Origin of the sequence: Nonomuraea sp. NPDC005730, from assembly GCF_040630865.1 — a bacterium.
Lineage (GTDB): Bacteria > Actinomycetota > Actinomycetes > Streptosporangiales > Streptosporangiaceae > Nonomuraea.
In genome coordinates, this window is the sequence record NZ_JBEXYK010000001.1 from 469,463 (window position 1) to 493,255 (window position 23,793).

Annotated in this window: 19 protein-coding genes; 13 read left to right on the forward strand and 6 right to left on the reverse strand. The window is 72.4% G+C overall.

What is annotated here, in order from left to right:
* The first annotated feature begins 1 nt into the window (after position 1).
* From ABZ444_RS02175 to ABZ444_RS02185, 3 genes are all read left to right on the forward strand, one after another.
* Positions 2-634, forward strand: a complete 633-nt coding sequence (locus tag ABZ444_RS02175) for an anticodon-binding protein (protein WP_357991406.1) — start codon at positions 2-4, stop codon at positions 632-634.
* A 163-nt stretch (positions 635-797) separates the two neighbouring features.
* Positions 798-2,138 (forward strand): diaminopimelate decarboxylase, encoded by a 1,341-nt coding sequence (lysA, locus tag ABZ444_RS02180; protein ID WP_357991621.1) that lies wholly within the window; start codon positions 798-800, stop codon positions 2,136-2,138.
* Positions 2,135-3,424 (forward strand): homoserine dehydrogenase, encoded by a 1,290-nt coding sequence (locus tag ABZ444_RS02185; protein WP_357991409.1) that lies wholly within the window; start codon positions 2,135-2,137, stop codon positions 3,422-3,424. The genes lysA and ABZ444_RS02185 overlap by 4 nt, the downstream gene beginning before the upstream one ends.
* Positions 3,425-3,440: 16 nt before the next feature.
* Here ABZ444_RS02185 and ABZ444_RS02190 read toward each other — a convergent pair whose 3' ends face one another.
* The 4 genes from ABZ444_RS02190 to ABZ444_RS02205 are packed head-to-tail and all read right to left on the reverse strand — an operon-like array spanning position 3,441 to position 9,089.
* Positions 3,441-5,129 (reverse strand): glycosyltransferase, encoded by a 1,689-nt coding sequence (locus ABZ444_RS02190; RefSeq protein ID WP_357991412.1) that lies wholly within the window; start codon positions 5,127-5,129, stop codon positions 3,441-3,443.
* Positions 5,126-7,162: a glycosyltransferase family 2 protein gene (locus ABZ444_RS02195; RefSeq protein WP_357991415.1), complete on the reverse strand. Its 2,037-nt coding sequence runs from the start codon at positions 7,160-7,162 to the stop codon at positions 5,126-5,128. The genes ABZ444_RS02190 and ABZ444_RS02195 overlap by 4 nt, the downstream gene beginning before the upstream one ends.
* Positions 7,159-8,655: a glycosyltransferase family 2 protein gene (locus ABZ444_RS02200; RefSeq protein ID WP_357991418.1), complete on the reverse strand. Its 1,497-nt coding sequence runs from the start codon at positions 8,653-8,655 to the stop codon at positions 7,159-7,161. The genes ABZ444_RS02195 and ABZ444_RS02200 overlap by 4 nt, the downstream gene beginning before the upstream one ends.
* Positions 8,652-9,089 (reverse strand): hypothetical protein, encoded by a 438-nt coding sequence (locus tag ABZ444_RS02205; protein ID WP_357971037.1) that lies wholly within the window; start codon positions 9,087-9,089, stop codon positions 8,652-8,654. The genes ABZ444_RS02200 and ABZ444_RS02205 overlap by 4 nt, the downstream gene beginning before the upstream one ends.
* A gap of 237 nt (positions 9,090-9,326) precedes the next feature.
* Here ABZ444_RS02205 and ABZ444_RS02210 point away from each other — a divergent pair, with 237 nt between their 5' ends.
* Positions 9,327-10,397 carry a family 2 glycosyl transferase gene (locus ABZ444_RS02210; RefSeq protein ID WP_357991421.1) on the forward strand — a complete coding sequence of 357 codons (1,071 nt, stop codon included), beginning with the start codon at positions 9,327-9,329 and terminating at the stop codon, positions 10,395-10,397.
* Complete coding sequence (locus ABZ444_RS02215) at positions 10,394-12,043, forward strand: glycosyltransferase (RefSeq protein WP_357991424.1); 1,650 nt, start codon at positions 10,394-10,396, stop codon at positions 12,041-12,043. The genes ABZ444_RS02210 and ABZ444_RS02215 overlap by 4 nt, the downstream gene beginning before the upstream one ends.
* 22 nt (positions 12,044-12,065) lie before the next feature.
* Here the strand turns inward: ABZ444_RS02215 and ABZ444_RS02220 are convergent, their stop codons facing one another.
* Positions 12,066-13,454 carry a glycosyltransferase gene (locus tag ABZ444_RS02220; RefSeq protein WP_357991427.1) on the reverse strand — a complete coding sequence of 463 codons (1,389 nt, stop codon included), beginning with the start codon at positions 13,452-13,454 and terminating at the stop codon, positions 12,066-12,068.
* Positions 13,455-13,690: 236 nt separating this feature from the next.
* Here ABZ444_RS02220 and thrC point away from each other — a divergent pair, with 236 nt between their 5' ends.
* From thrC to ABZ444_RS02245, 5 genes are all read left to right on the forward strand, one after another.
* Entirely contained in the window at positions 13,691-14,749 is a 1,059-nt protein-coding gene (gene thrC, locus ABZ444_RS02225) for a threonine synthase (RefSeq protein ID WP_357991430.1), read from the forward strand.
* A gap of 44 nt (positions 14,750-14,793) precedes the next feature.
* Positions 14,794-15,699, forward strand: coding sequence for a homoserine kinase (gene thrB, locus ABZ444_RS02230; RefSeq protein ID WP_357991433.1), 906 nt, complete (start codon positions 14,794-14,796; stop codon positions 15,697-15,699).
* Positions 15,700-16,154: 455 nt separating this feature from the next.
* Positions 16,155-18,203 carry a transcription termination factor Rho gene (gene rho / locus ABZ444_RS02235; protein ID WP_357991435.1) on the forward strand — a complete coding sequence of 683 codons (2,049 nt, stop codon included), beginning with the start codon at positions 16,155-16,157 and terminating at the stop codon, positions 18,201-18,203.
* Positions 18,204-18,338: 135 nt separating this feature from the next.
* Complete coding sequence (locus tag ABZ444_RS02240; RefSeq protein WP_357991438.1) at positions 18,339-19,604, forward strand: sensor domain-containing protein; 1,266 nt, start codon at positions 18,339-18,341, stop codon at positions 19,602-19,604.
* A 10-nt stretch (positions 19,605-19,614) separates the two neighbouring features.
* The gene (locus ABZ444_RS02245) at positions 19,615-20,250 is read left to right on the forward strand and encodes a response regulator transcription factor (RefSeq protein ID WP_357991440.1); all 636 of its coding nucleotides are present in this window, start codon (positions 19,615-19,617) and stop codon (positions 20,248-20,250) included.
* A gap of 40 nt (positions 20,251-20,290) precedes the next feature.
* On the opposite strand, the gene ABZ444_RS02250 is transcribed toward ABZ444_RS02245, so the two are convergent.
* Positions 20,291-21,364, reverse strand: a complete 1,074-nt coding sequence (locus ABZ444_RS02250) for a hypothetical protein (RefSeq protein WP_357991443.1) — start codon at positions 21,362-21,364, stop codon at positions 20,291-20,293.
* Positions 21,365-21,584: 220 nt separating this feature from the next.
* Between ABZ444_RS02250 and rpmE the strand changes: the two genes are divergently transcribed.
* From rpmE to prmC, 3 genes are all read left to right on the forward strand, one after another.
* Positions 21,585-21,803 (forward strand): 50S ribosomal protein L31, encoded by a 219-nt coding sequence (rpmE, locus tag ABZ444_RS02255; RefSeq protein WP_352320396.1) that lies wholly within the window; start codon positions 21,585-21,587, stop codon positions 21,801-21,803.
* An 85-nt stretch (positions 21,804-21,888) separates the two neighbouring features.
* Positions 21,889-22,941, forward strand: a complete 1,053-nt coding sequence (prfA, locus tag ABZ444_RS02260) for a peptide chain release factor 1 (protein WP_357991445.1) — start codon at positions 21,889-21,891, stop codon at positions 22,939-22,941.
* Positions 22,938-23,792: a peptide chain release factor N(5)-glutamine methyltransferase gene (prmC, locus tag ABZ444_RS02265; RefSeq protein ID WP_352320399.1), complete on the forward strand. Its 855-nt coding sequence runs from the start codon at positions 22,938-22,940 to the stop codon at positions 23,790-23,792. Before prfA ends, prmC begins: the two co-directional genes overlap by 4 nt.
* Position 23,793 lies beyond the last annotated feature (1 nt).

The window sequence follows — 23,793 nt, forward strand, 5'->3', positions numbered from 1 at the left end:
GATGACCGACCTGCTGGCCGAGGCGCTGGAGGAGGTGCTGGGGGAGCCGCCGGCGCCCGAGGGCACGTGGGAGCGGGAGGCCGTCTACGTGTCGGCCGCCGCGCTGCGCCGCCGCGTCCCGCCGGCCGAGCTGGCCGCGCGGGTGCGGGCGGTGGAGGGCGTGGCCGGGGCGCAGGCGCGGCCGAACGGCTTCCTGCGCATCGTCGTGGACGTGCCGGGACGGCTGGTCGAGTCGCCGGCCCCGCCCGTCCTGCCCGAGCCCGGCTGGCCCGACTTCCCGCGCACGTGGGACAACCCCGGCTTCGTCGTCCGGTACGCCCACGCCCGCGCCTGCGCGGTGCGGCGGTGGGCCGGGGAGCTGGGGGTGCCGCTCACGGGGTTCCGGCCCGAGCTGCTCGACGGCCCCTACGACCGCCGGGTGCTGCGGGTGCTGGCCGAGCTGCCCGGACGCGCCGTCAGCCGCGACCCCGGCTGGGACGCCTTCTCGGTCCGGCTGGCGCTGGCCTACCACGACGCCCACGAGCACGCCCCCGCCGTCCCGATGGGGGACGAGCCGGTCCGACCGGTGCACACGGCCCGGTTGCGGCTGGCGGAGGCCGTCCGAGGGGTACTGGTTGGGCCGGAAAGATTGTGATGCATCGTAAAATATCCGGCTAAAGCGCGAAAAATCGTGAAAATGTTGCTTGTGGACCTTGATCGCGTCTCGATACGTGGGCAGCGGTCCTGGAAGGGGCGGCGGTTCCGATAGCCTCGATCGGGTGAGCTTCGTCCATCCAGCCGGGGACCGGCACGCCGAGATGCTGCCCCACGAGCGCCCCCCGATGGCGCCCGCCGACCTCAACCGGATCGACCCCACGATCTGGCCCCGAACGTCGACCCGGACCGACGGCACGCTCACGGTCGGCGGCGTCGACGTGCGCGACCTGGCCCGCGAGTTCGGCACGCCGCTCTACGTCCTCGACGAGGCCGACGTACGCTCACGCATGCGCGACTACGCCACGGCCTTCCAGGGCTCCGAGGTCCACTACGCGGGCAAGGCGTTCCTGTGCAAGGAGATCGTGCGCTGGCTGGCCGACGAGGGCCTCGGGCTCGACGTCGCCAGCGGCGGCGAGCTGGCGGTGGCGCTCAGCGTCGGCTTCCCGCCCGAGCGCATCACCCTCCACGGCAACAACAAGTCCAAGGCCGAGCTGACCCGCGCCCTGGAATGCGGCGTCGGGCACATCGTGGTCGACTCCTACGAGGAGATCGCCCGCCTCGGCTACCTCGCCGAGCAGCTCGGCAAGCGGCCCAAGGTGATGATCCGGGTGACCACCGGGGTCGAGGCCCACACCCACGAGTTCATCGCCACGGCCCACGACGACCAGAAGTTCGGCCTGTCGCTCAACACCGGCGCCGCGGCCGAGGCCGTGCGCCGCATCCTCGCGCTGCCGCAGCTCGACCTGGTCGGCCTCCACTCCCACATCGGGTCGCAGATCGTCGACACCGCCGGGTTCGAGGTGGCCGCGCGGCGGCTGGCCACGCTGCTCGTGCAGATCAAGGACGAGCACGACGTCGTCCTGCCCGAGCTCGACCTCGGCGGCGGCTACGGCATCGCCTACGTCGAGGGCGACGAGGCCCCCGACATCAAGGAGCTGGCCGACGGCCTGCGCGAGATCGTCACCAAGGTCTGCGCCGACGCCGGCCTGCCGGTGCCGCGCCTGACCGTCGAGCCGGGCCGCACCATCGTGGGGCCGGGCGGCATCACCCTCTACGAGGCCGGCACGGTCAAGGACGTCGAGGGGCTGCGCACGTACGTCAGCGTCGACGGCGGCATGAGCGACAACGTGCGCACCGCCCTCTACGGCGCCGAGTACACCGCCACCCTCGCCAGCCGCGCCAGCGACGCCGAGCCCATGCTCAGCCGCCTGGTCGGCAAGCACTGCGAGAGCGGCGACATCATCGTGCGCGACTGCCACCTGCCCGCCGACCTGGCGCCCGGTGACCTGGTCGCCGTGGCCGCGACCGGCGCCTACTGCCGCTCGCTGGCCAGCAACTACAACTACCTGCCCAGGCCCGCCGTGGTCGCCGTCGCCGACGGCGCGGCCCGGGTGATCGTGGCGGGCGAGACCGAGGACGACCTGTTGAGGGGGCAGCTGTGAAACCGCTGAAAGTGGCTCTGCTGGGCTGCGGCGTCGTCGGCTCGCAGGTCATCAGGCTCCTGCACGAGCAGGCCGACGACCTGGCCGCGCGCATCGGCGCCCCGCTCGAGCTGGCCGGCGTGGCCGTGCGCAGGCTCGGGCGCAAGCGCGACATCGAGGTCGACCCGGCGCTGCTGACCACCGACGCCGAGTCCCTGGTCACCCGCGACGACATCGACATCGTCGTCGAGGTGATCGGCGGCATCGAGCCGGCCCGCACGCTCATCGTGGCCGCCCTCGAACGCGGCAAGTCGGTCGTCACCGCCAACAAGGCCCTGCTGGCGGAGGACGGCTCGGCCCTGCACGAGGCGGCCCGCCGGGGCGGCGGCGACCTCTACTTCGAGGCCAGCGTGGCCGGCGCGATCCCGCTGCTGCGCCCGCTGCGCGAGTCGCTGGCCGGCGACCACGTCAAGCGCGTGCTCGGCATCGTCAACGGCACCACCAACTACATCCTCGACAAGATGGACACCACGGGCGCGTCCTTCACCGACGCCCTGGAGGAGGCCCAGACGCTCGGCTACGCCGAGGCCGACCCGACGGCCGACGTCGAGGGCTTCGACGCCGCCGCCAAGGCCGCGATCCTGGCCGGCCTGGCCTTCCACAGCCGGGTCACCGCCGACAAGGTGCACCGCGAGGGCATCACCGAGATCACCGCGACCGACGTCGCCTCCGCCAAGGCCATGGGCTACGTCATCAAGCTGCTGGCCATCTGCCAGCGCTCCGACGACGGCCGTTCGTTCGGCGTGCGGGTGCACCCGGCGATGATCCCGCGGACCCACCCGCTCGCGGGGGTGCGCGAGGCGTACAACGCGGTGTTCGTGGAGGCCGAGTCGGCCGGGCAGCTCATGTTCTACGGCAAGGGCGCCGGCGGCGCGCCGACGGCCTCGGCCGTGCTCGGCGACCTCGTGGCCGTCGGCCGCAACCGGCTGGCCGGCACCCACGGGCCCGAGGAGTCCACCTACGCCGACCTGGCCGTCCATCCGATGGGCGACACGGTCACGCGCTGCCACGTGGCGCTCGACGTGGCCGACAAGCCGGGCGTGCTGGCGCGGGTGGCCGACCTGTTCGCCAAGCACGACGTGTCCATCCAGACCGTCCGCCAGGAGGGGCACGGCGACGACGCCCAGCTCGTCATCGTCAGCCACCGCGCCACCGACGCGGCCCTCACGGCGACCATGGAGGGGCTGCGCGAGCTCGACATCGTCCGCGCGGTCGCCGGCGTGATGCGCGTGGAGGGCGACGACTGACGCCCGCCCCGCCCGGTCAGTGGGCGGGGAAGGCCAGGTCGCGGACGCGGCGTACGGCCCGTTTCAGGACCGTGCGGTCCTGTTCGCGGGCCAGCCGTACCGCCTCGCGCCGCCAGCTCTCGGCCTTCTCCCGCCAGCGGGAGGCGTCCCTGCCGTTCTTGGCGGCCTCCCGGCGCAGCTGGGCGATCTCGGCGCGCAGGGCGGCGACGCGCTTGCGGTGGAGGGTCAGGTCCTTCTCGTGGCGGGCGGTGAGCAGGGCGAGCTCGGCGGCCGGCGGCCTGCGCGGCGGGTAGACGTCGGGGCGGCGGCGCAGGCCCCACGACGCGCCGTCGGCCCATTCCAGGCCGTACAGGGTGTCGATCAGGTCGTCCGGGTGGTCGTCGGGGGTGGCGACCAGGGCGGCTCCGGACAGGGCGGCCGTACGGTCGAGGCGGGCGGCGACCACGCCCTGCGGGGTCTCGTCCAGGGCCAGGCACAGGCTGCCGAGGTCGTGCTCGTCCAGGTGGGCGATCAGGCGTTCGAGCGTGCCGGGGGAGAGGGTCCAGCCGGGCGGCACGGTCAGGCGGAAGGGGGCCGTCGTGCCGGCGGGTGGCCCAGGAGGCGGTTCGGTGGCCAGCCGGACCCGTGGGTCGTGCTCGAAGGTGGCCTTGAGCAGGCGCAGGTCCAGGTCGGGGTCGCGCAGGGGCGAGCGGCGTCCGGTGGGCAGCGCGGGCCAGGGGCCCGTGAGGGTGAGGCGCACGTCGGGGACGGAGGAGGCGAGCAGGGCGTCCGCGGTGGCGCGGGTGTCCTCGTAGCCGCCCGCCGTCACCACCGCCTCCACGTACGGCACCAGCCACTGCCGCCCCGGATCCGTCCGCAGATACCGCCGGTAGGGAACCCGGTCGGCCACGTAGGGGTCGTTGTACCGCTTCAACGCGGCGACGTCGCGCATCGCGGTCGGCAGGCCGACGTGCCACGCCCGCGCCTGCGGGTCCGGGACGAACACCGCCCCCGCCTGGACGAGCCGGTATCCCAGCTCGGTGTCCTCGGCCAGCACCAGCGAGGTGTCCAGGCCGCCGATCGAGCGCAGCAGCGCCGCCGGGTACGACGCCGTGGCCCCCACGTGCACGCGGGCGGCCGTCGCACCGGACGCCGTACGCAGGCCGTCGTGGTCGTGGATGATCTCCTCGGCCCAGTCGTGCCGGTGCGGTGACAGCGGGAACAGGCCGTCCTCGGCGCCCGCGTCCAGGGCCTGGACGACCTGCTCCGGCGTGGGCGGCTCGCCGGCCGAGGTGAAGTCGATCCAGCCGAGCACCACGACGTACGGGGCCAGGTGGTGCCACCGGAGCTGGGCCTCGACGTGCCGCCGGTGCGGGACCATGTCGGCGTCCAGCACGAGGACGACCTCGCCGGCGGCGGCGTCCAGGCCCGCCTGCACGGCCCAGGCGCGCCCCCAGCCGCCCGGCGGGCTGGGGATCAGCTTGGTGCCGCCCGGGGCGAGGTCGGGCAGGCGGATGGGGGTGGCGCTGCCGTCGTCCACCACGATCACGTCGAGCAGGTGCGCCGGGTAGCTCTGCGCGGACAGGGCGGCGAGCGTCAGGTCCAGGGTCTCCTGGCGGTCGTGCGCCGGGATGACGACCGTGACGGCGAGCTCCGGCTCCCAGGCCCCCAGCTCGGGAGGGTCGAGGACGCCGAAGTCGTTGCCACGGATGCGCGGGACGGTCATGGGCGGCTGCTCCCCTCCAGCTCCATCAGGGCGTTCGGGCGGAACCCGCGCCACTGGCGCCGGTTGCGGCGCAGGAACGTGCCGATCGGCTCCTGCCAGGTGTGGGCGGAGGCCGGGCCGCGGCGCAGGATGTAGCCCAGGCCGTGGGTGCGGTAGATCTGGCCGCCCGCCGCCTGGAGGGCCTCCTGGAACTGGGTGTCCACCGAGCGGCGCAGCGGCCGGAAGCCGCCCACGGCCTGGAACGCCGAACGTTCCACCAGGATCGTGCCGCCCGCCACGAAGCTGGTGATCTGCTCGGTGACCTGACTGCGGTGCACGGTGACGTCGATCGAGGCCAGGTAGACGAACTCGGGCACCGTGCCGACCACCTGCGCCCCCGAGTAGGAGTGGGCGAGCAGCAGGTCGGCCAGGAAGTCGGGGCCGTACCAGTCGTCGTCGTCCATCTTGAGCAGGAACGAGCCGGAGGCCCTGGCGGCGGCCTCGTTCAGCACCTCGCCGAAGACGGCCGCGGGGTCGGCCTCGTACACGGTCAGCGGACCGCCGAAGTCGGCCAGGGCGGCGGCGACGTCGGGGTGCTCCCGCGGGACGCCGTGCAGCGCGAGCACCACTTCGAGCTGGGCGTCCCGCTGGCGGGCGATCTGCCGCAGGGCGAACGGCACCATGTCGGCGCGCCGGGTGGCCAGCAGGACGGAGGTGAGCGGGGGAGCGGGTGCGGGCGCGCCGAGCTGCTCCCACCGCGCGGCCACGCCATGGGTGCGCAGGGCGGCCCGGCGCAGCCGGATGCTGTGCTCCTCGCGCCGCAGCTCGTCGGACAGGTCGGGGGCGGCGGGCAGCAGCGTGACCAGCTCGTCCCCGAGAGCGCCCGCCCAGCGCGGCACGGCTCCGGTGACCAGCGGCACCCCGGCGGCGGCCAGACCGGCCAGCACCCGCACGGCCGCCAGCGGGCCGCTGTGCGGATGTTGCCAGCTCACCTCGACGCCGCGGATCTGCCGGAGCCTGGCCACGTCGGCGTCGGTGACCCCGCCCGACTCGGCGAACGTCGTCACGACCTTGCCGTCGAGCAGCACCGACCAGCGGCCGTCGCGCTCGGCCAGCGCGGCCATGCCCCGGGACGGGGTGGTCACGAAACCCTGGGGGTTCACCAGGCGCTCGTCCACGGGCGGGACCATCGACGGCTCGCCGAGCACGTCGGGATCGGCCAGCGGCGAACCCGCACCGCCGGGACGCCCGATGCTCTCCCAGCTCGCGGCGACGATCGTGGGCCGCTCGACGGGCGCCTGATCCCCGGCCCAGCCGATCCCGCCCGGCTCGCCGGACCCGCCCGGTGTCAGGGCCGGGGACGCGTCCGGGGCGCGGCCGTCGCCCGGCGGCCGCAGGGCGTCGCCGGCCAGGCCGCGGAGGGCGTCGTCGCCCAGCGTGCGGAGCACGACGTCGCTGCCGGGGGCGCCGACGCGTTCGGGGACCGGGCCGCTCACCTCGGCGGGCGTGGCGTTCGGGTCGCCGGGACGCCAGTCGGCCGAGCCGATCCCGGCGATCCCGGCGGCGGGCGCGGCGATCACGTCCAGGCGGTGCCCGGCGAAGGCGCGCGCGGTGGCGGTCACCGTACGGCCGGCGGGCGTCGGGGCCGAGAAGCGGGCGTCCACCACCCACACCCGGCTCCTGGGCTGGTACACCCGCAGGTCGGTCAGCGACCGCCAGCGGTGCGCGGGGGTCGGCGTGGGCACGGGTGCCGGGTGCGAGGCGGGGGCGTCGAGCACGCACACCACCACCCGCCCGGCCAGCGGGAGCAGCTTGTGCAGGGTCGCCACCCTGCGCAGGTCGGCGGGCGTCCTGGCGAGCACGAGGACGTGGTCGGCCGACTCCGGCTCGGCGGGCGGCTCCAGCAGGTCCCGGTCCAGGTCCACGGCGCGGCCCGCGCCGTCGGCCGGGAAGGTGTGGCCCTCGGTGCCGGCCAGGAACACCCGGGCCTCCGGCAGCTCCGCCAGCAGCGCGGTGACCGTCCGCCGCTCGGCGGACGGCTGATCGGCGATCACCCGGCGCTCCGCAGGTGCCGGATCAGGGAGCTCAGCGGCCCGGGAGCGGGGTCCTCCTCGTCCTGTGCGCGGGACAGGCGCTCGACCTCGGCGGCGAGCCGGTCGACCTGGGCCCGCAGCTCCTTGGTCTCCGCCAGCCGCCGGGCCGCCAGCGCGCGCCACTTGGCCGGGTCGCCGCCCAGCGGCGGAGGCTCCGCGGCGGTGCCGAAACCGTGCTCGCCGCCCTCGACCCACAGGACGCCGAACAGCTCGTCCACCAGGTCGTCGGCGGCGCCGTCGTAGCGCGCGGCACGGGCGAAGGCGGCCGTGCGCTCCAGCCGGGCGGCCACGACCCCGTCCGCGTCCTCGGCCAGGGCGACGCAGAGCAGGCCGAGCAGGTCCTCGTCGGCCAGTCGCACGAGCCGGGCGAGGGTGTCGGCCCCGAGAACCCATCCGGCGGGCAGCCGCAGCAGGAACGGGGTGGGGGCGACGCTGACCGGTTCGCTTTCCGCGAACGTGACGCGCGGCTCGTGGGCGTACAGGTTGTGCAGCAGCCGCAGGTCCAGCAGCGGGTCGTCGAGGCTGGACCGGCGCTCGCCGGTCAGCCGGCCCCAGGGGCCGACGACGGTGACGGCGGCGTCGGGCAGCGTGCCCGCCAGCGCCGCGTCCACGCTCGCCCGGGTCTCCTCGTACGTGGTGGCGCTCACCACGACCCGCACGTACGGCACCCGCCAGTGGCGCCGGGGATGGCTGCGCAGCCAGCGCAGCTGCGGCACGAGGTCGCCCAGGTAGGACCAGTTGTGCCGGTGGACCTCCTTCTCCCGCGACATCACCGTGGAGGGCCCGACGTGCCACGCCCTGGCCTGCGGATCGGGCACGAACACCGCCCCCGCCTGGGCCAGCCGGTAGCCCAGCTCGGTGTCCTCGGCCATGTTGAGCGAGGTGTCCACGCCGCCCGCCGCGCGCAGCAGCTCGGCGCGCACCGACGTGGAGGCCCCCGTGTGCAGCAGGTACGCGCTCGCCCCCGCGTCCTTCAGCATCCGGGTCGACTCCAGGGTCTTGCGCGTGTACTCCGGTTGCGTGCCCTCCTCGCCCGGGGCCGTCACGAACCGGGTGTCGCCGATCACCACCGCGTGGTCGAGCAGGTGGTGCCAGCGCATGTGCGCCTCAAGGTGGTCGGGGGCCAGGATCATGTCGGAGTCCAGCCAGTGGATCACCTCGCCGGTGGCGGCCAGCTGCCCGGTCTGCCGGGCCGCGCCGCGTCCCCAGCCGTCGGCCACCCGTACGACGCGGGCTCCCGGCAGCTCGACCGGCGGCGTGCTGCCGTCGTCGGCGACCACGATCTCGACGAGCCCGGCCGGATAGGTCTGCGCGGCCAGCGCGGACGCCGTGCGCTCCAGCGCCTCCTGGCAGTCGTAGGCCGGGATGACCACGGACACGCGCAGCTCGGGCGTCCAGTCCCCGATCGCGGGCGGGCGCAGCACCCCGTAGTCGTTGTGCCGGACGCGGGTCATGCCAGGCCCTTGGCCAGCGCGCGAACCTCCTCGCGCAGCTCCTCGACCTCCCGGGCCCTGGTCATGGCGTTCACCCGGTCCTCGCCGAGCGAGGCGAGGATCGCCCCGATGTCGTCGGCCCGCCGCGCGGCCGACTCCTCGACGGCCTGGACCAGCAGCTCCAGCCGGGATTCGAGGTTCTTGACCGCGGTCGTCGTACGGGCGAGCTCGGCCTCCTGCTTCTTCATGCGCAGGTCGATCCGGTGCGCCTTGCCGTCCACGCGGCGGACGGTGAGCAGCAGCAGGGCCAGGGCGGCCAGCGTGACCGCGAACGCCGCGACGGCCGCCGCCGCACCGAGGGTGAGCAGGCCGGCCAGGACGAGGAGGGCGAGCACCCCGGCGGCCACGACTGCGAGAAGTGCGGCGGCCGCTGCCAATCGGCGGGGCGAGAGCATCCGCGCAAACCTTTCATAGTCACGACTAGTCGGGCATAGGAGGATGGGCGGGATTTTTGCCACCCTGATAAACCCTGACCTCTACCGTGCCATAAGTTCCTGGAGGAAAACTGGGAACCCGCTGCCTCGGGGCCCACGCCGTTCGGGATGCGAAAGCTGCCTGTCTGTCTACTGACGTGTAAAAACGGGCGTAAGGTAGGCGCCGATCCAGTCCCGTCCGGTCGAGGAGCATCGTCCATGTCCGTCACCCCCTGCGGCTTCACGCGTACGCCGGGCAAGGGGTTCGCCCGGCTGCACTGGGCGGACGGATGGCAGGTGGACGGCGGGCCGCCCGACGTGCCCGAGCTGCGTACCCGGCGTGGGCTGGAGATCGACTGGCCCGCCGCGCCGGTGCCGCTGGACGGCCTGACGGAGCTGGCCGGCGCCGGGATCCCGCTGACCGCCCGGGACGCCCCCGCGTGGGTGCCGGGCGACCTGGCCGCGCGGCTCACCGACCGCGACTGGCTCGCCGAGCCCGCTGACGGCACCGCGCGCTCCCTGGCCGACCTGCGGCGGGAGGAGCACAGCGTACGGCTGCGGCGCCTGGTCCACCGGCCCGCCCGCGCGACGGTCAGCATCGTCATGTCGACCAAGCGGCCCGGCCTGGTCGGCGCGGCGCTGGCGCAGATGGAGCGGCAGCGGGGCGTCGAGGCCGAGGTCCTGCTCGGGTTGCACGGGGTGGCCTTCGAGCAGGTACGCGCGGCCGTCGAGGCGTGCTCGCTGCCCGTCAGGTGGGTCGAGGCGGCCCGGACGGTGCCGTTCGGCGAGGTGCTGAACCGGGCCGCCGCCCTGGCCTCGGGCGACTACCTCGCCAAGTGGGACGACGACGACTGGTACGGCCCCGGCCACCTGTCCGACCTGCTCATGGCCCGCTCGTACGCGGGGGCCGACGTCGTGGGCACGACGGCCGAGTTCTTCTACCTGGAGCCGTTGCGCGCCACGATCCGGCGGACGACGTTCGCGAGCGGAGCGGCGTACCCTAGCGAGGTTTGGGCGGATCACGTAGCCGGAGGCACCATTTTGCTCCAAAGCGCGAAATTTCGGGAAATTGGAGGATTTCCCGCTCTCCCGCGTGCGGTCGATCTGGAGTTCCTGAAAGCGGCGCAAAAGATCGGCGCGCGCACCTATCGCACGCACGGCCTCGGCTACGTCCTGCGCAGGGGGCTCACCGAGGAGCACACCTGGCAGCTGCCGCTGGCCCATTTCGTCAGGATCGCCACGAACCAATGGCACGGCTTCCGGCCGAGCCTGCTGATGGAAACCGCATGAACAACGGCCAGAAGCCGCCGGTGCGCGGCAACGACTACCGCGTGCTGCGGCCCGGGGCGGACCTCACCCCGTCGCTCACGGTCAGCGTGATCATCCCGGCCTACGGCGGCCAGGACAAGCTGGACCTGGTGCTGGCCGGCCTCGCCCGCCAGACCTACCCGGCCGCGCTCACCGAGGTCATCGTCGTGGACAACGGCAGCGTCCCGCCCCTGCGGCTGCCCGCCGTCCGTCCCGAGGGCAGCCGCCTGATCGTCTGCGACCAGCCCGGCCGCGCCAACGCCCGCAACGCCGGCCTGGCCGAGGCCACCGGCGACGTGATCCACTGGCTCGACTCCGACGTCGTCCTCACCCCGGGCGCGATCGAGGCCCACATGCGCTGGCACCACACGGCCCCCTACCTGGTCGTGACCGGCTACATCAGGTTCACCGACGCGGAGCTGCCCGCCGAGCTCCCCGCCGACCTGGAGGAGCACTTCGAGCCCGCCGAGCCGCACACCTGGATCGTCGACCTGGTCGAACGCACCGACGGCCTCACCGCCAACCCCCAGCGGCCCTTCAGCCTGCACGTCGGCGGCGCGACCTCGGTCGGCGCCCGCCTGATCGAGAGCGCCGGCCCCATGGACGACGAGCTGATCCTCGGCCAGGACACCGAGATGGGCTACCGGCTGGGCCAGGCGGGCGCGGTGTTCGTGCCCGAGCCCCGCGCCCGCGCCTACCATCTCGGCCCGACCATGCGCATGCGCGACAAGGAGGCCATCGACCGGGTGAGCCACGCGTTCGTGGCCGACCGCATCCCGGCGTACCGGTGGTTGCGCACCCATCCGTCCCGCCAGTGGAAGATCCCGTACGTCACCGCCGTCGTGGACGGCACGGCCGGCTACGACAGCGTGCGCGCGACGGTGGACGCCCTGCTCGCCGGGACCGTTCCCGACCTGTCGGTGCTCCTGCTCGGCCCCTGGGACGAGCTGGACCGCGAGCGCCGCTCCCCGCTCAAGGACCCAGGCCTCGACCTGGCCCTGGTCCACGGCCACTACCTGCACGAAGGACGGGTGCGCCTGGTCACGGCCGAGGAGGTGGACCCGGCCACGCCGTTCGTGCTGCGCCTGCCGACCGGCTGGATCCCCGGCGAGGACACCCTCGCCCGCCTGCTCGACCTGGCCCGCGACGAGGGCCTCGGCCTGGTCGCCGTGCTGCTGCGGGAGTCGTCGCAGGGCGTCGTGGCGGCCCGGCTGGAACGCTGCTCGGCCTTCGCCAGGGCCCGCATGGTGGCCGCCGACCACCCCGGTGACCCCGGTGACCTCGACGACGTGGTGGACGCCGTGTCCGGCGTGTCCTGGGTCGAGGGCGAGACCTACGGGTTCACCACGGAGGCGGCGCCGCTGATCGGGCGGCGCGGGGCGTACCGGGCGCGGCTGGAGGCCCAGGCCGAGACCGAGCGGCTGGCGGCGGAGGCCGACCGCCTGCGCGCCCAGGTGACCAAGTGGCGGGACGAGGCCACGCGGTGGCGCAAAACGGCCGTCGAGCTGCGGCGCGACGTGAGCACCCTGCGCCGCCAGCTCGCCGCCGCGAACCGCGCCCAGCAGAGCCTGCGTACCCTGCTGTCGGCCACGATGAAACGAGCGCTGGGCCGCCGCCTGCGCGGCTGACCGCTCGTCCCTCTGGAGGCGGTCAGTTCGGGCGCAGGGCCGACTTCAGCCGCCTGAACAGGGTGTTCTCGGCGGACTCGGCCGGTACCGCCACCGTCGCGGGGATGGTGACCGGCTCCGGCTGCGGCGGCGCGGGCCAGTAGCGGTCCGGCGGCTCGTGCCGTACGCCGTGCGTGGTGTCGATGACGTCGTCGAGGTCGGCGCCGGGACCGGCCAGCAGCAGCGCCCGGCCCAGCGCGGAGGTGCGTTCGAGCCGGGCCGTGCGCCCGTCGGGCAGGTCGACGACGAGCACCCCCGTCAGGTCCTTCTGCACCGACTCGACCATGCGCTCCAGCGTCGCCCGGTGCAGCGGCACGTCCACCGGCCCCCGGTAGCGGAACGGCGTGGGCGCGGGCGTCGGGGCGGCCTCGTCGATGAGCCGGATGCGTTCGTCGTGCGCGAACAGGTCGCGCATGAGCCGCAGCTCGAAGCACGGGTCCGACAACACCGCGCGCCGCCCGTCGTCCAGCCGCGACCACGGGCCGACCAGCGTCAGCACGACGTCCTGGAGCTTGCCGTCCAGGGCCGCCGTCACCGCGCGCCGCACCACCGACTCGGAGGTGTCGGTGACGTCCAGCACGATCTCCACGTACGGCACCAGCCACCGCCGCCCCCGGTCCTTGCGCAGGTCACGGCGGAGCGGGATCCGGTGCGCCAGGTACGGCTCCACCGCCCGCACCGCCCGCTCCCGGTCGCGGTGCTGCGCAGGCAGCCCGAGGTGCACCGCCTGGGCGGCCTGGTCGGGCACGAACACCACGCCGTGCATGGCCAGCCGGTAGGAGAACTCGGTGTCCTCGCCGCGCACCACGGTCGGGTCGAGCCCGCCCACGGCGTCGAAGACCTCGCGGGGGAGGGCGAAGGTCGGCCCGGTGCACACGTGGTACGGGTTGCGGCTGCTGCGCAGCCCGTCGGTCCTCTCGATCGTCGCCTCGGTCGAGCTCGACACGGCCCCTGCCAGGTCGAACACCTCGTCCAGGCGCCCGGCGGCGAACACCTGCCGCGCGGTGACCGGCGGCGCCTCGACGAACTTCTTCATCCCGATCGTGACCAGGTAGTCGGTCACGTGATGCCAGCGGGCCAGGGCCTCGATGTGCTCCCGGCAGGCGACCATGTCGGCGTCGAGCCGCTGGATGATCTCACCGTCGGCGGCCTTGGCGCCGGTGTTGACCGCGTTGGAGATGCCCCAGCCGTCCCGTACCGGGACGATCCTGGTGTTGACCGGCCGGATCTCCGGCAGCCGGACGGGCGGCGCACTGCCGTCGTCGACGACCAGGAGCTCCATGAGATGGTCCGGGTACGTCTGCGCGGCCAGCGCGGCGAGCGTCAGGTCGAGCTTGTCCTGCCCGCCGTGCGCCGGTATCACCACGCTCACGGACAACCCCGGCGACCAGGCCCCGAGCTCCGGCGGCACTACTGGTGAATAGTCGTTCTGCCTCAAAGCAGGACGCGCGTTCATGGTGACCCCCTGCCGAGACCTTATCGGGAGATGCTGAGAATTTCCTGAATAGTGGCGCTGTCCAACGACCTGTCCACTCAGTGGACTCGGCTCCGCGCCCGCGCCGCGCACCCCGTACACTCGGTGGCCAACACCGCAGGTAGGGAGTCATCATGGGCAGGTCGTGGCGTGGCCTCATCGAGGAGTACCGAGAGCGTCTTCCGGTCACCACGAAGACGCCCGTCGTCACGCTCCTCGAAGGCGGCACCCCGCTCGTCCCGGCGCACCGCGTGTCGGCGCTGACGGGATGCGAGGTCTATCTCAAGGTCGAGGGGGCCAACCCGACCGGCAGCTTCAAGGACCGCGGCATGACCATGGCCATCAGCAAGGCGGTCGAAGAGGGCGCCAAGGCGGTCATCTGCGCCTCCACCGGCAACACCTCGGCCTCCGCGGCGGCCTACGCCGTACGCGCGGGGCTGACCTGCGCCGTGCTGGTGCCGAAGGGCAAGATCGCGATGGGCAAGCTGGCGCAGGCGCTCGTCCACGGGGCCACGCTGCTGCAGGTCGAGGGGTCGTTCGACGACTGCCTGGAGATGACCCGCAAGCTGTCCTCCAGCTACCCGATCGCGCTGGTCAACTCGGTCAACCCGTTCCGGCTGCAGGGCCAGAAGACGGCGGCGTTCGAGATCGTCGACGCCCTCGGCGACGCCCCCGACATCCACTGCATCCCGGTGGGCAACGCGGGCAACATCTCGGCCTACTGGATGGGCTACCAGGAGTACGCCGACGACGGCGTCTCGACGAAGCGTCCGCGCATGTTCGGCTTCCAGGCCAGCGGCGCCGCGCCGATCGTCGAGGGCGCCCCGGTGACCCACCCCCACACGATCGCCACCGCCATCCGCATCGGCAACCCGGCGTCCTGGAACCTGGCCACCGCGGCCCGCGACGAGTCCGGCGGCGTCATCCAGGCGGTGACCGACCGGCAGATCGCGGCGGCGTACAAGCTGCTGGCCCAGGAGGAGGGCGTGTTCGTGGAGCTGGCCTCGGCGGCGAGCGTCGCGGGGCTGCTCCAGGCACACTCCCAGGGGCTCGTGGAGGCCGGGCAGCGCATCGTCTGCACCGTCACCGGCAACGGCCTGAAGGACCCCGACTGGGCCATCTCGGGCGCGCCCGCCCCGGTGGTCATCCCGATCGACGTGCACGCCGCCGCCGCGGCACTCAACCTCGCCTGAGGGGTGCACGGGGAGTGAGCGAACGACGAGGGAACCGTGAACCAATGACGACGGTGCGAATCCGCGTGCCGGCCACGTCGGCCAACCTGGGGCCGGGCTTCGACGCGCTCGGCCTGGCGCTCACCCTCTACGACGACGTGGAGGCCACGCTCACCGCCGAGCCCGGCGTGCGCGTGAACGTGGAGGGCGAAGGCGCGGGCGAGGTCGATCTCGGCGAGGGACACCTCGTCGTCCGGGCGATGCGCGAGGCGTACGCCCGCATGGGGGCGCCGCAGCCTGCGGGCATCGCCCTGCGCTGCGTCAACCGCATCCCGCACGCCCGCGGCCTGGGCTCGTCCTCGGCCGCGGTCTGCGCCGGCATCCTGGCCGCCCGCGCGCTGAGCGACTCCGGCCTGTCCGACGACGAGGTCTTCGCGTTGGCCACCGAGATGGAGGGCCACCCCGACAACGTCGCTCCGTGCCTGGCCGGGGGCCTGACGGTGGCCTGGACCGACCACGCCGGAGTACCGCGTATGGTGAAGCTGGCTCCCGACGAGAGGGTCCGCCCGGTCGCCGTCGTTCCTTCGACGCGGCTGGCCACGGAGACCGCTCGGGGGCTGTTGCCGAAGGACGTGCCCCACAAGGACGCCTCCTTCAACGCCGGCAGGGCCGCGTTGCTGATCGCCGCGCTGACCTCGCGACCGGAACCAGAGCTGCTGCTCGCCGCCACCGAAGACCGTCTCCACCAGCCCTATCGCGCGCCTGCCATGCCGGAGAGCGCGCGTCTGGTAGAACGTCTGCGTGCAGTCGGCGTGCCTGCGGTCGTTTCGGGGGCGGGTCCCACGGTTCTTGCGTTTTCGTCACCGGATACGCAGGATTTGATCGCGCCAGAAGTGGGTAATGACTGGCACATCCAGCAAATGGACGTCGACCCGGTTGGTGCGAACGTTCAGTTCCCCGAGACACGCTGATGCCTCTTTAGACCTTCAGGGAATAGCCGTGTGCGCTGGTGATGTTAGGCTGATAGCCGCACCAGATGGCCCCCTTGGTGGGTGCGTGCTTGTCAGCCATACATCGCTGCATCATGCTTCACGTCGCGAGGCGTGAGCAGCGCGGCTGTCTCCCCGGAATCCGTTGCCTCCGGTTGGCCCACACCCGGTTGGCCCAACGTGAGGCGGCGACGACGGGGACCTGCGCGTTCGACGCACATCGACATCTGGTTGGCGACAGCAATCTGGGGGGTGTCAGCCACGCGCCACGGTCCTGTGGCGGCCTGGACGAACCCCTCCCCAAGAGTGGCGGCCGTCCGCGACAGCCGAAGATCGCAACGTGCACCCCGACCCGGACTGTCCCGCCGGGTCGCAAGCACCTCCGGGACGCCCGGCAGAACAAAACCGGCGCCCGACCCCTGGGAAGGACCTTTTAGTTGAGCGACACCACCGAACTCCTCTCCGACGCACCAGGCTCTCAGCCCGCGTCCGGCGACACCCCCACCCGCGCCGCGGCCAAGCCTCGTGCGCGTCGCTCCGGCACCGGCCTGTCCGCCAAGGTGCTGCCCGAGCTGCAGAAGATGGCCGCTGAGCTGGGCATCAGCGGCACCGGGCGCATGCGGAAGAGCCAGCTCATCGCGGCCATCCAGGAGAAGCAGGGTGGCGCCTCCGGAGACGGCGCTCCGGCGGCAGCCGCGGTTGAGGCGGCGCCCGTCCTGACGGAGGCCGCGCCTCCCGTGGCCGAGCGGCCCACCCGTACGCGCAGGGAACGTTCCCGCACCAAGCCCGCCGACGAGGCCGCACCGCAGGCCGCCGAGCCGGTGGCCGCGGCCCCCGAGCCCGTGGCCGCGCCGGCCGAGCCGGCCGTCGAGCAGCAGGCCCAGGTCGTGGACGCCGGTCAGGCCGACACGCGGGGCGAGCGCGAGAGCCGTCGCGAGCGGCGCAGCCGCGGCGAGCGCCGTGAGCGTGGCGAGCGCAGCGACCGTGGCGAGCGCAGCGACCGTGGCGAGCGCAGCGACCGTAGCGACCGCGGTGAGCGTGCAGACCGTGCAGACCGTGCAGACCGTGCAGACCGTGCAGACCGTGCCGACCGCGGTGAGGGCGGCCGTGCCGAGAGCAGCCGCGGCGACCAGCGCGCCACGGACGCCGGCGGCAGGGGCGACCAGCGCGGTGACCAGCGGGGCGACCAGCGCGGTGACCAGCGGGGCGACCAGCGCGGTGACCAGCGCGGTGACCAGCGGGGCGGCGACGACGACGACCGGCGTGGCCGCAGGGGCCGCTTCAGGGAGCGCAACCGCGGCCGCGGCCGTGACCGCTTCGACAGCACCGAGCCCGTCATCGGCGACGACGACGTGCTCATCCCGATCGCCGGCATCCTCGACATCCTCGACAACTACGCGTTCGTCAGGACCAGCGGCTACCTGCCGGGCAGCAACGACGTCTACGTCTCGCTGGCCCAGATCCGCCGCAACGGCCTGCGCAAGGGCGACGTCATCACCGGCGCGGTGCGCCAGCCGCGCGACGGCGAGCGCCGCGAGAAGTTCAACGCCCTGGTCCGCCTCGACACCGTCAACGGCATGGACCCGGAGCAGGCCCGCAACCGGCCCGACTTCAACAAGCTGACGCCGCTCTACCCGCAGGAGCGCCTGCGCCTGGAGACCGAGCCGAACATCCTCACCACGCGGATCATCGACCTCGTCTCGCCGATCGGCAAGGGCCAGCGCGGTCTGATCGTCTCGCCGCCGAAGGCCGGCAAGACGATGGTGCTGCAGGCGATCGCCAACGCGATCACCCGCAACAACCCCGAGTGCCACCTGATGGTCGTGCTCGTGGACGAGCGTCCCGAAGAGGTCACCGACATGCAGCGGTCGGTGAAGGGCGAGGTCATCCACTCGACCTTCGACCGTCCGGCCGAAGACCACACCACGGTCGCCGAGCTGGCCATCGAGCGCGCCAAGCGCCTGGTGGAGCTGGGCCACGACGTGGTCGTCCTGCTCGACTCGATCACGCGACTCGGCCGCGCCTACAACCTGGCGGCCCCGGCCTCCGGTCGTATCCTGTCGGGTGGTGTCGACTCCACGGCGCTCTACCCGCCGAAGCGCTTCTTCGGCGCCGCGCGCAACATCGAGAACGGCGGCTCGCTGACGATCCTCGCCACGGCCCTGGTCGAGACCGGGTCCAAGATGGACGAGGTCATCTTCGAGGAGTTCAAGGGCACCGGCAACATGGAGCTCAAGCTCAACCGCTCCCTGGCCGACAAGCGCATCTTCCCCGCGGTCGACGTGGACGCGTCCGGCACGCGTAAGGAAGAGATCCTCATGGGCAAGGATGAGCTGCAGATCGTCTGGAAGCTGCGGCGGGTGCTGCACGCTCTGGACATGCAGCAGGCTCTGGAGCTTCTCCTGGAGAAGATGAAGGAGACCAAGTCCAACGCCGAGTTCCTCATGCAGGTGCAGAAGACCACGGTGAGCAACGACCGCGACTAGCGGCCACGCGCCTTGAGGGGCGGCGGGGAGGTTCTCCCGCCGCCCCTTTCGCGTGCGCGGGGTGGGGTTAACCCCACCCCGGGATCGGACGTCTGCTCCATTCACCCCGTCCGCGGCGCCGGGCAGGCTGGAGGCATGCGATCGGTGAGGCTGAAGGACAGGGTGCGGTTCGGGCCGAAGGGGCCGTTAGGGGTGCTGGTGGACCCGATGACCTGGCGGGCGGCTCCGTACCTGCTGGTCAGCGCGGGGTTCGGGATGGCCTGGTTCATCGTGGTGGCCCTGGCGACGACGGTGGCGGTGCCGCTGGTCATCGTCTGGGTGGGGTTGCCGCTGACGATGGCGGCCGTGCTGATGTGGCGCGGCGGGGCGATGCTGGAGCGACGGCTGATGGGGGCGGCGTTCGGGGTGCGGATCGCCGACCCGTACCGGAGCAGGCCCGAGGGCGGGCTGCTCGCGCACCTCACCTGGCTGCTCGGCGACAAGGCCACCTGGCAGGACCTCGGCTACCTCCTCATGCTCCTCCCGCTGGGCCTGGTCGAGTCCGCGTTGTCGCTCGCCCTGTGGACGGCGACGGCGATGTTGCTGCTCGCGCCCTTGGCACGCGTCCTGTACGTCCTGAGCGACGGGCGCACCGGCCTGATCATCGACGACTGGGCGGGCGTGCTGGTGGCGGGTGCGGCCGGCGTGGTGCTGCTCGTCGTGACGGCCTATCTCGTACGGGGCATGGCCTGGCTGCACGGCACGCTGGCCACGGTGCTGCTCGGCGGCAGCGAGGAGGAGCGGCTGCGGGCCAGCCGGGCCAGGGGGATCGACGCGGCCGAGGCCGAACGCCGCAGGATCGAGCGCGACCTGCACGACGGCGCGCAGCAGCGGCTGCTGTCGGTGGCGGTGGACCTGGGACGGGCGCAGGCCAAGTTCGACACCGAGCCGGAGGAGGTCAGGGCGCTGATCGTCCAGGCCCACGCGGGCACCAAGGCGGCCATCGCCGAGCTGCGCGACCTCGCCCGCGGCATTCACCCGGCCATCCTCACCGACCGCGGGCTCGACGCGGCTCTGTCGGGGCTGGCCGCGCGGGCCCCGGTGCACGTGGACGTCTCCGTCGAACTGACCGAACGGCCGCCCGCCGCGGTGGAGAGCATCGCGTACTTCATCGTCGCCGAGGCCCTGACCAACCTCGCCAAGCACTCGGGCGCGACGGAGGCGTCGGTGGCGGTGTTCGGGGACGTCCGCGGCGTGGTCGTGGACGTGTGGGACAACGGCATCGGCGGCGCCGTCGTCACGCCGGACGGCGGGCTGTCGGGCCTGGCCGACCGGGCGGCGACCATCGACGGCGTGCTCGTGCTGCACAGCCCCGTCGGGGGGCCGACGATCGTCCGTGCGGAGCTGCCCTGCGAATGGTAGTCATGTGCACATGCGCGTGGTCATCGCCGAGGATTCCGTACTGTTGCGCGAGGGGCTGGCGCGGTTGCTCGCCGACGGCGGCTTCGAGACCGTCGCGGCGGTCTCCGACGGGCCCGCGCTGGTGGCCGCCGTCCACGAACACGAGCCCGACCTGGCGATCGTTGACGTGCGTATGCCGCCCACCCACACCGACGAGGGGCTGAAGGCGGCGCTGAGGGTCCGCGAGGCCAGGCCCGACTTCCCGATCCTGGTCCTGTCCCAGTACGTCGAGGAGCGCTACGCGGGCGAGCTGATCGGCAAGGCCGTCGGCTACCTGTTGAAGGAGCGGGTGGCCGACGTGGCCGAGTTCATGGAGGCGGTGCGCGAGGTGGCGGCGGGCGGCACGGTGATCGACCCGGAGGTCGTCGTGCAACTGCTCAGCCGCAGGCGCAGGGGCGCGCCGCTCGACCTGCTCTCCCCCCGGGAGCGCGAGGTCCTGGCCCTGATGGCCGAGGGCCGCTCCAACACCGCGATCGCCGCCCGGCTGGTCGTCACCGAAGGGGCGGTGGAGAAACACGTGTCCGGCATCTTCGCCAAGCTGGCCCTCGGGCCGGCGCCCGAGGACCATCGGCGGGTTCTCGCCGTCCTGACGTATCTGGGTCGCTGATACGGCCTGCACCCGGGGTTGGGGATGCGGGCCGTACCCGCTACCTCACGTCCACGAACTCCTGCGGTGACAGGGAGGTGCGCGTCTTGCTCGTGCCGGGCACCTTGACCTGGAAGTAGCCGTCCTTCTTGCCCTTGAACGTCTTGCTGTACTTGCCGGTCGAGGTGGCCTTGGCGTACCCCATGAACTTGTACGACTTGGTGCCCTTGGTCTTGAAGTACACCTCGACGATCTTGTTCTTGTACGCCTTCGTGCCGCGGTAGACCTTGCCGTAGACCTTGAACGCGCGGCCCTTGGTGACCTTGTTCGGGGCCGAGATCGTCACCCTGGTCTTGGCCTTCTTGGACGCGCCGCCGGTCGGGGCGACGACCGAGAACGACGCCTCGCCCTTGAGCGTCTGGCCGCCGCGGGTGGCGTACACCTCAAGGGTCCAGTCGCCCTCAGTGGTGTCGTCGGTGAAGTACGTGACGCCGCGGTAGTAGCTGTCCGACTCCTTGGCCAGCTCGCCGAGGTCGTAGTACTCGCTGGTGGTGTCGCTGATGAGCTTGGCCGAGACCGTGCCCGCGTCCTTCACCGACGCCTCGACCGTGACCTTGGTGTCCCTGCCCTTGACGAGCTGGACGGGGTCGGGAGTGACGTTCGCGCCGGAGATGCCCTGCTTGCCGGAGACCTTGACGGTGAAGGTGCTCGGGCTGTTCCCGCCGCCGGAGCGGGCGACGTTGACGGTGAGCTTCCAGTCGCCCGCCGGGTCGTCCTTGGTGATCGTCCACTTGCCGGTGACCGTCTTCTCGGTCGCCGGCGACGGGGTGGGGGTCGGGGTGGTGGTGGAGGTGCTCGGCGTGAAGTCGAACGACACCGTCCTGGCCGACTTGCCGGGCGGCTCGATGGAGCCGGTCACGCTGGTGACGGTGCCCGGGTTCTTGAGCTTGAGCGTGACGGTGGCGTCGACGTCCTTCTCCAGCGGGACGTACGCGCTCGCCGACGCGTCCCCCGCGAAGTCGTCCGCCAGCGCGTAGGCCGAGGCCGACGCGCCGGTGGCCGAGAGACCGGCGCCTCCGAGGAGAACGGCGGCCCCCGTGGCGGCCGCGAGAAGCAGCCGCACCCTTCTCTTCATCAGTTGGGTGATCCTTTGGCTAAGTCCCATTTGTGGGAAAAGTGATGGTTTGTGCGAAGGAGCCTAGTGTGGCGCGTGTGGCCGCGTCATGAAGATCGCGGGAATGCCCCATGGCCTGGGCAGGTTGCACGATCTGGCACACTGGTAGCTGACCATTTTGCGGTTCCGGTTCACGCCATGCGTGAAGGCGACCCGGCGGCCGCAGCCCGAAAGGACAGCCATGAAGCCCGACATCCACCCCGATTACCACGTGACGCAGGTCTCCTGCTCCTGCGGTAACACGTTCACGACCCGCAGCACCGCGAAGAACGGCGTCATCCACGCCGACGTGTGCTCGGCCTGCCACCCGTTCTACACGGGCAAGCAGAAGATCCTCGACACCGGCGGCCGGGTGGCTCGCTTCGAGAAGCGCTTCGGCAAGAAGGCCACGGGCAAGTAGCTTCACCGACGCCGACCCGGCCGCACCACGTGCGCCGGGTCGGCGTTGTTGGTGAAACGGCATTCAACCCACTGAAGGACCCACGGTGAACCTCGACGAGTTGCTCAAGGAGTATTCCGAGCTGGAGCTGCAGCTTGCCGACCCCGCCGTGCACGCCGACCAGAACAAGGCCCGCACACTCGGCCGGCGCTACAGCCAGCTCACCCCGGTCGTCACCACCTACCGGGAGCTCGACTCCGCCCGCGAGGACCTGACGGCGGCCAAGGAACTGGCCGGCGAGGACGAGGCGTTCGCGGCCGAGGCGGCCGAGATCGAGGAGCGCATCCCGCAGCTTGAGGAGAAGCTCAAGCACCTGCTCATCCCGCGCGATCCCAACGATGACAAGGACATCATCATGGAGATCAAGGCGGGCGAGGGCGGCGAGGAGTCCGCGCTGTTCGCCGGCGACCTGCTGCGGATGTACCTGCGCTACGCCGAGCGCCTCGGCTGGAAGACCGAGATCATCGACACCCAGCCCTCCGACCTCGGCGGCTACAAAGACGTCACGGTCGGCATCAAGGCCAAGGGCGACGAGGGCGTGTGGTCCAGGCTCAAGTTCGAGGGCGGCGTCCACCGCGTGCAGCGGGTGCCCGTCACCGAGTCCCAGGGCCGCATCCACACCAGCGCCGCCGGCGTGCTGATCTACCCGGAGGCGGAGGAGGTCGACGTCCAGATCGACCCCAACGACCTGCGCATCGACGTCTACCGCTCCAGCGGTCCCGGTGGCCAGAGCGTCAACACGACCGACTCGGCGGTGCGCATCACCCACCTGCCCACGGGCGTGGTCGTCTCCTGCCAGAACGAGAAGAGCCAGCTCCAGAACAAGGAGTCGGCGATGCGCATCCTGCGTGCCCGTCTGCTGGCCGTGGCCCAGGAGCAGGCCGACGCCGCGGCGCAGGCCGAGCGCAAGTCGCAGGTGCGGACGGTCGACCGTTCCGAGCGCATCCGCACGTACAACTTTCCCGAGAACCGGATTTCCGACCACCGCGTAGGCTTCAAGGCGTATAACCTCGACCAGGTTCTCGACGGCGAGCTCAACGCCGTCACCCAGGCACTCATCGACGCCGAGATGGCGGAGAAGCTCGCACAACACTCATGACATTTCTGCTGGACGAGATCGCTCTCGCCACCGCCCGGCTCGCCGAGGCAGGTGTGCCTTCGCCGCGCACCGACGCGGAGGAGATCGCGGCGTTCGTCCACGGCGTGCGCAGGAGCGAGCTCCACACGGTCAAGGACTCCGACTTCGACGCGCTGTTCTGGGAGGGCATCGCCCGGCGCGAGGCGCGTGAGCCGCTGCAGCACATCACCGGCCACGCCTACTTCCGCTACCTGGAACTCGCGGTCGGCCCCGGCGTGTTCGTGCCGCGGCCGGAGACCGAGGTCATGGCCGGGTGGGCGATCGAGACCCTGCGCGCCATGGACGTGACGGCGCCGCTCGTCGTCGACCTCGGCACCGGCTCGGGGGCCATCGCGCTGTCGATCGCCCAGGAGGTCGCGCTCGCCGAGGTGCACGCCGTCGAGGTCGACCCCGCGGCCTACACCTGGGCCAAGCGCAACATCTCCGAGCTGGGCCAGGGGCGTACGCACCTGCACCCGGAAGACCTCGCCGAAGCCCTTCCCGAGCTCAACGGCAAGGTCGACCTGGTGATCTCCAACCCGCCGTACATCCCGCCCGGCGCCATCCCGCGCGACCCCGAGGTCCGCGACTACGACCCCTCCAGGGCCCTGTACGGCTCCGGCGACGACGGCCTCGGCGAGGTGCGCGCGGTCGAACGCACCGCCCGCCGCCTGCTGCGACCCGGCGGCTGGGTGGCCGTCGAACACGCCGACGAGCAGGGCAGGGCCGTCTATCTGACCTTCCCCGAGGACAACGGCTGGCGCGACGTCCGCCTGCGCCAGGACCTCACCCGAAGGGACCGCTTCGTCACGGCCAGACTCGGCCAGGACTAGG

Bases quoted from the DNA above. Each gene is read 5' to 3' on its own strand.
- ABZ444_RS02175 (WP_357991406.1), top strand. From the start codon at position 2: ATGACCGACCTGCTGGCCGAGGCGCTGGAGGAGGTGCTGGGGGAGCCG.
- lysA (WP_357991621.1), top strand. From the start codon at position 798: ATGCTGCCCCACGAGCGCCCCCCGATGGCGCCCGCCGACCTCAACCGG.
- ABZ444_RS02190 (WP_357991412.1), bottom strand. From the start codon at position 5,129: ATGACCGTCCCGCGCATCCGTGGCAACGACTTCGGCGTCCTCGACCCT.
- ABZ444_RS02200 (WP_357991418.1), bottom strand. From the start codon at position 8,655: ATGACCCGCGTCCGGCACAACGACTACGGGGTGCTGCGCCCGCCCGCG.
- ABZ444_RS02205 (WP_357971037.1), bottom strand. From the start codon at position 9,089: ATGCTCTCGCCCCGCCGATTGGCAGCGGCCGCCGCACTTCTCGCAGTC.
- ABZ444_RS02210 (WP_357991421.1), top strand. From the start codon at position 9,327: ATGTCCGTCACCCCCTGCGGCTTCACGCGTACGCCGGGCAAGGGGTTC.
- ABZ444_RS02215 (WP_357991424.1), top strand. From the start codon at position 10,394: ATGAACAACGGCCAGAAGCCGCCGGTGCGCGGCAACGACTACCGCGTG.
- thrC (WP_357991430.1), top strand. From the start codon at position 13,691: ATGGGCAGGTCGTGGCGTGGCCTCATCGAGGAGTACCGAGAGCGTCTT.
- thrB (WP_357991433.1), top strand. From the start codon at position 14,794: ATGACGACGGTGCGAATCCGCGTGCCGGCCACGTCGGCCAACCTGGGG.
- ABZ444_RS02240 (WP_357991438.1), top strand. From the start codon at position 18,339: ATGCGATCGGTGAGGCTGAAGGACAGGGTGCGGTTCGGGCCGAAGGGG.
- ABZ444_RS02245 (WP_357991440.1), top strand. From the start codon at position 19,615: ATGCGCGTGGTCATCGCCGAGGATTCCGTACTGTTGCGCGAGGGGCTG.
- ABZ444_RS02250 (WP_357991443.1), bottom strand. From the start codon at position 21,364: ATGAAGAGAAGGGTGCGGCTGCTTCTCGCGGCCGCCACGGGGGCCGCC.
- rpmE (WP_352320396.1), top strand. From the start codon at position 21,585: ATGAAGCCCGACATCCACCCCGATTACCACGTGACGCAGGTCTCCTGC.
- prmC (WP_352320399.1), top strand. From the start codon at position 22,938: ATGACATTTCTGCTGGACGAGATCGCTCTCGCCACCGCCCGGCTCGCC.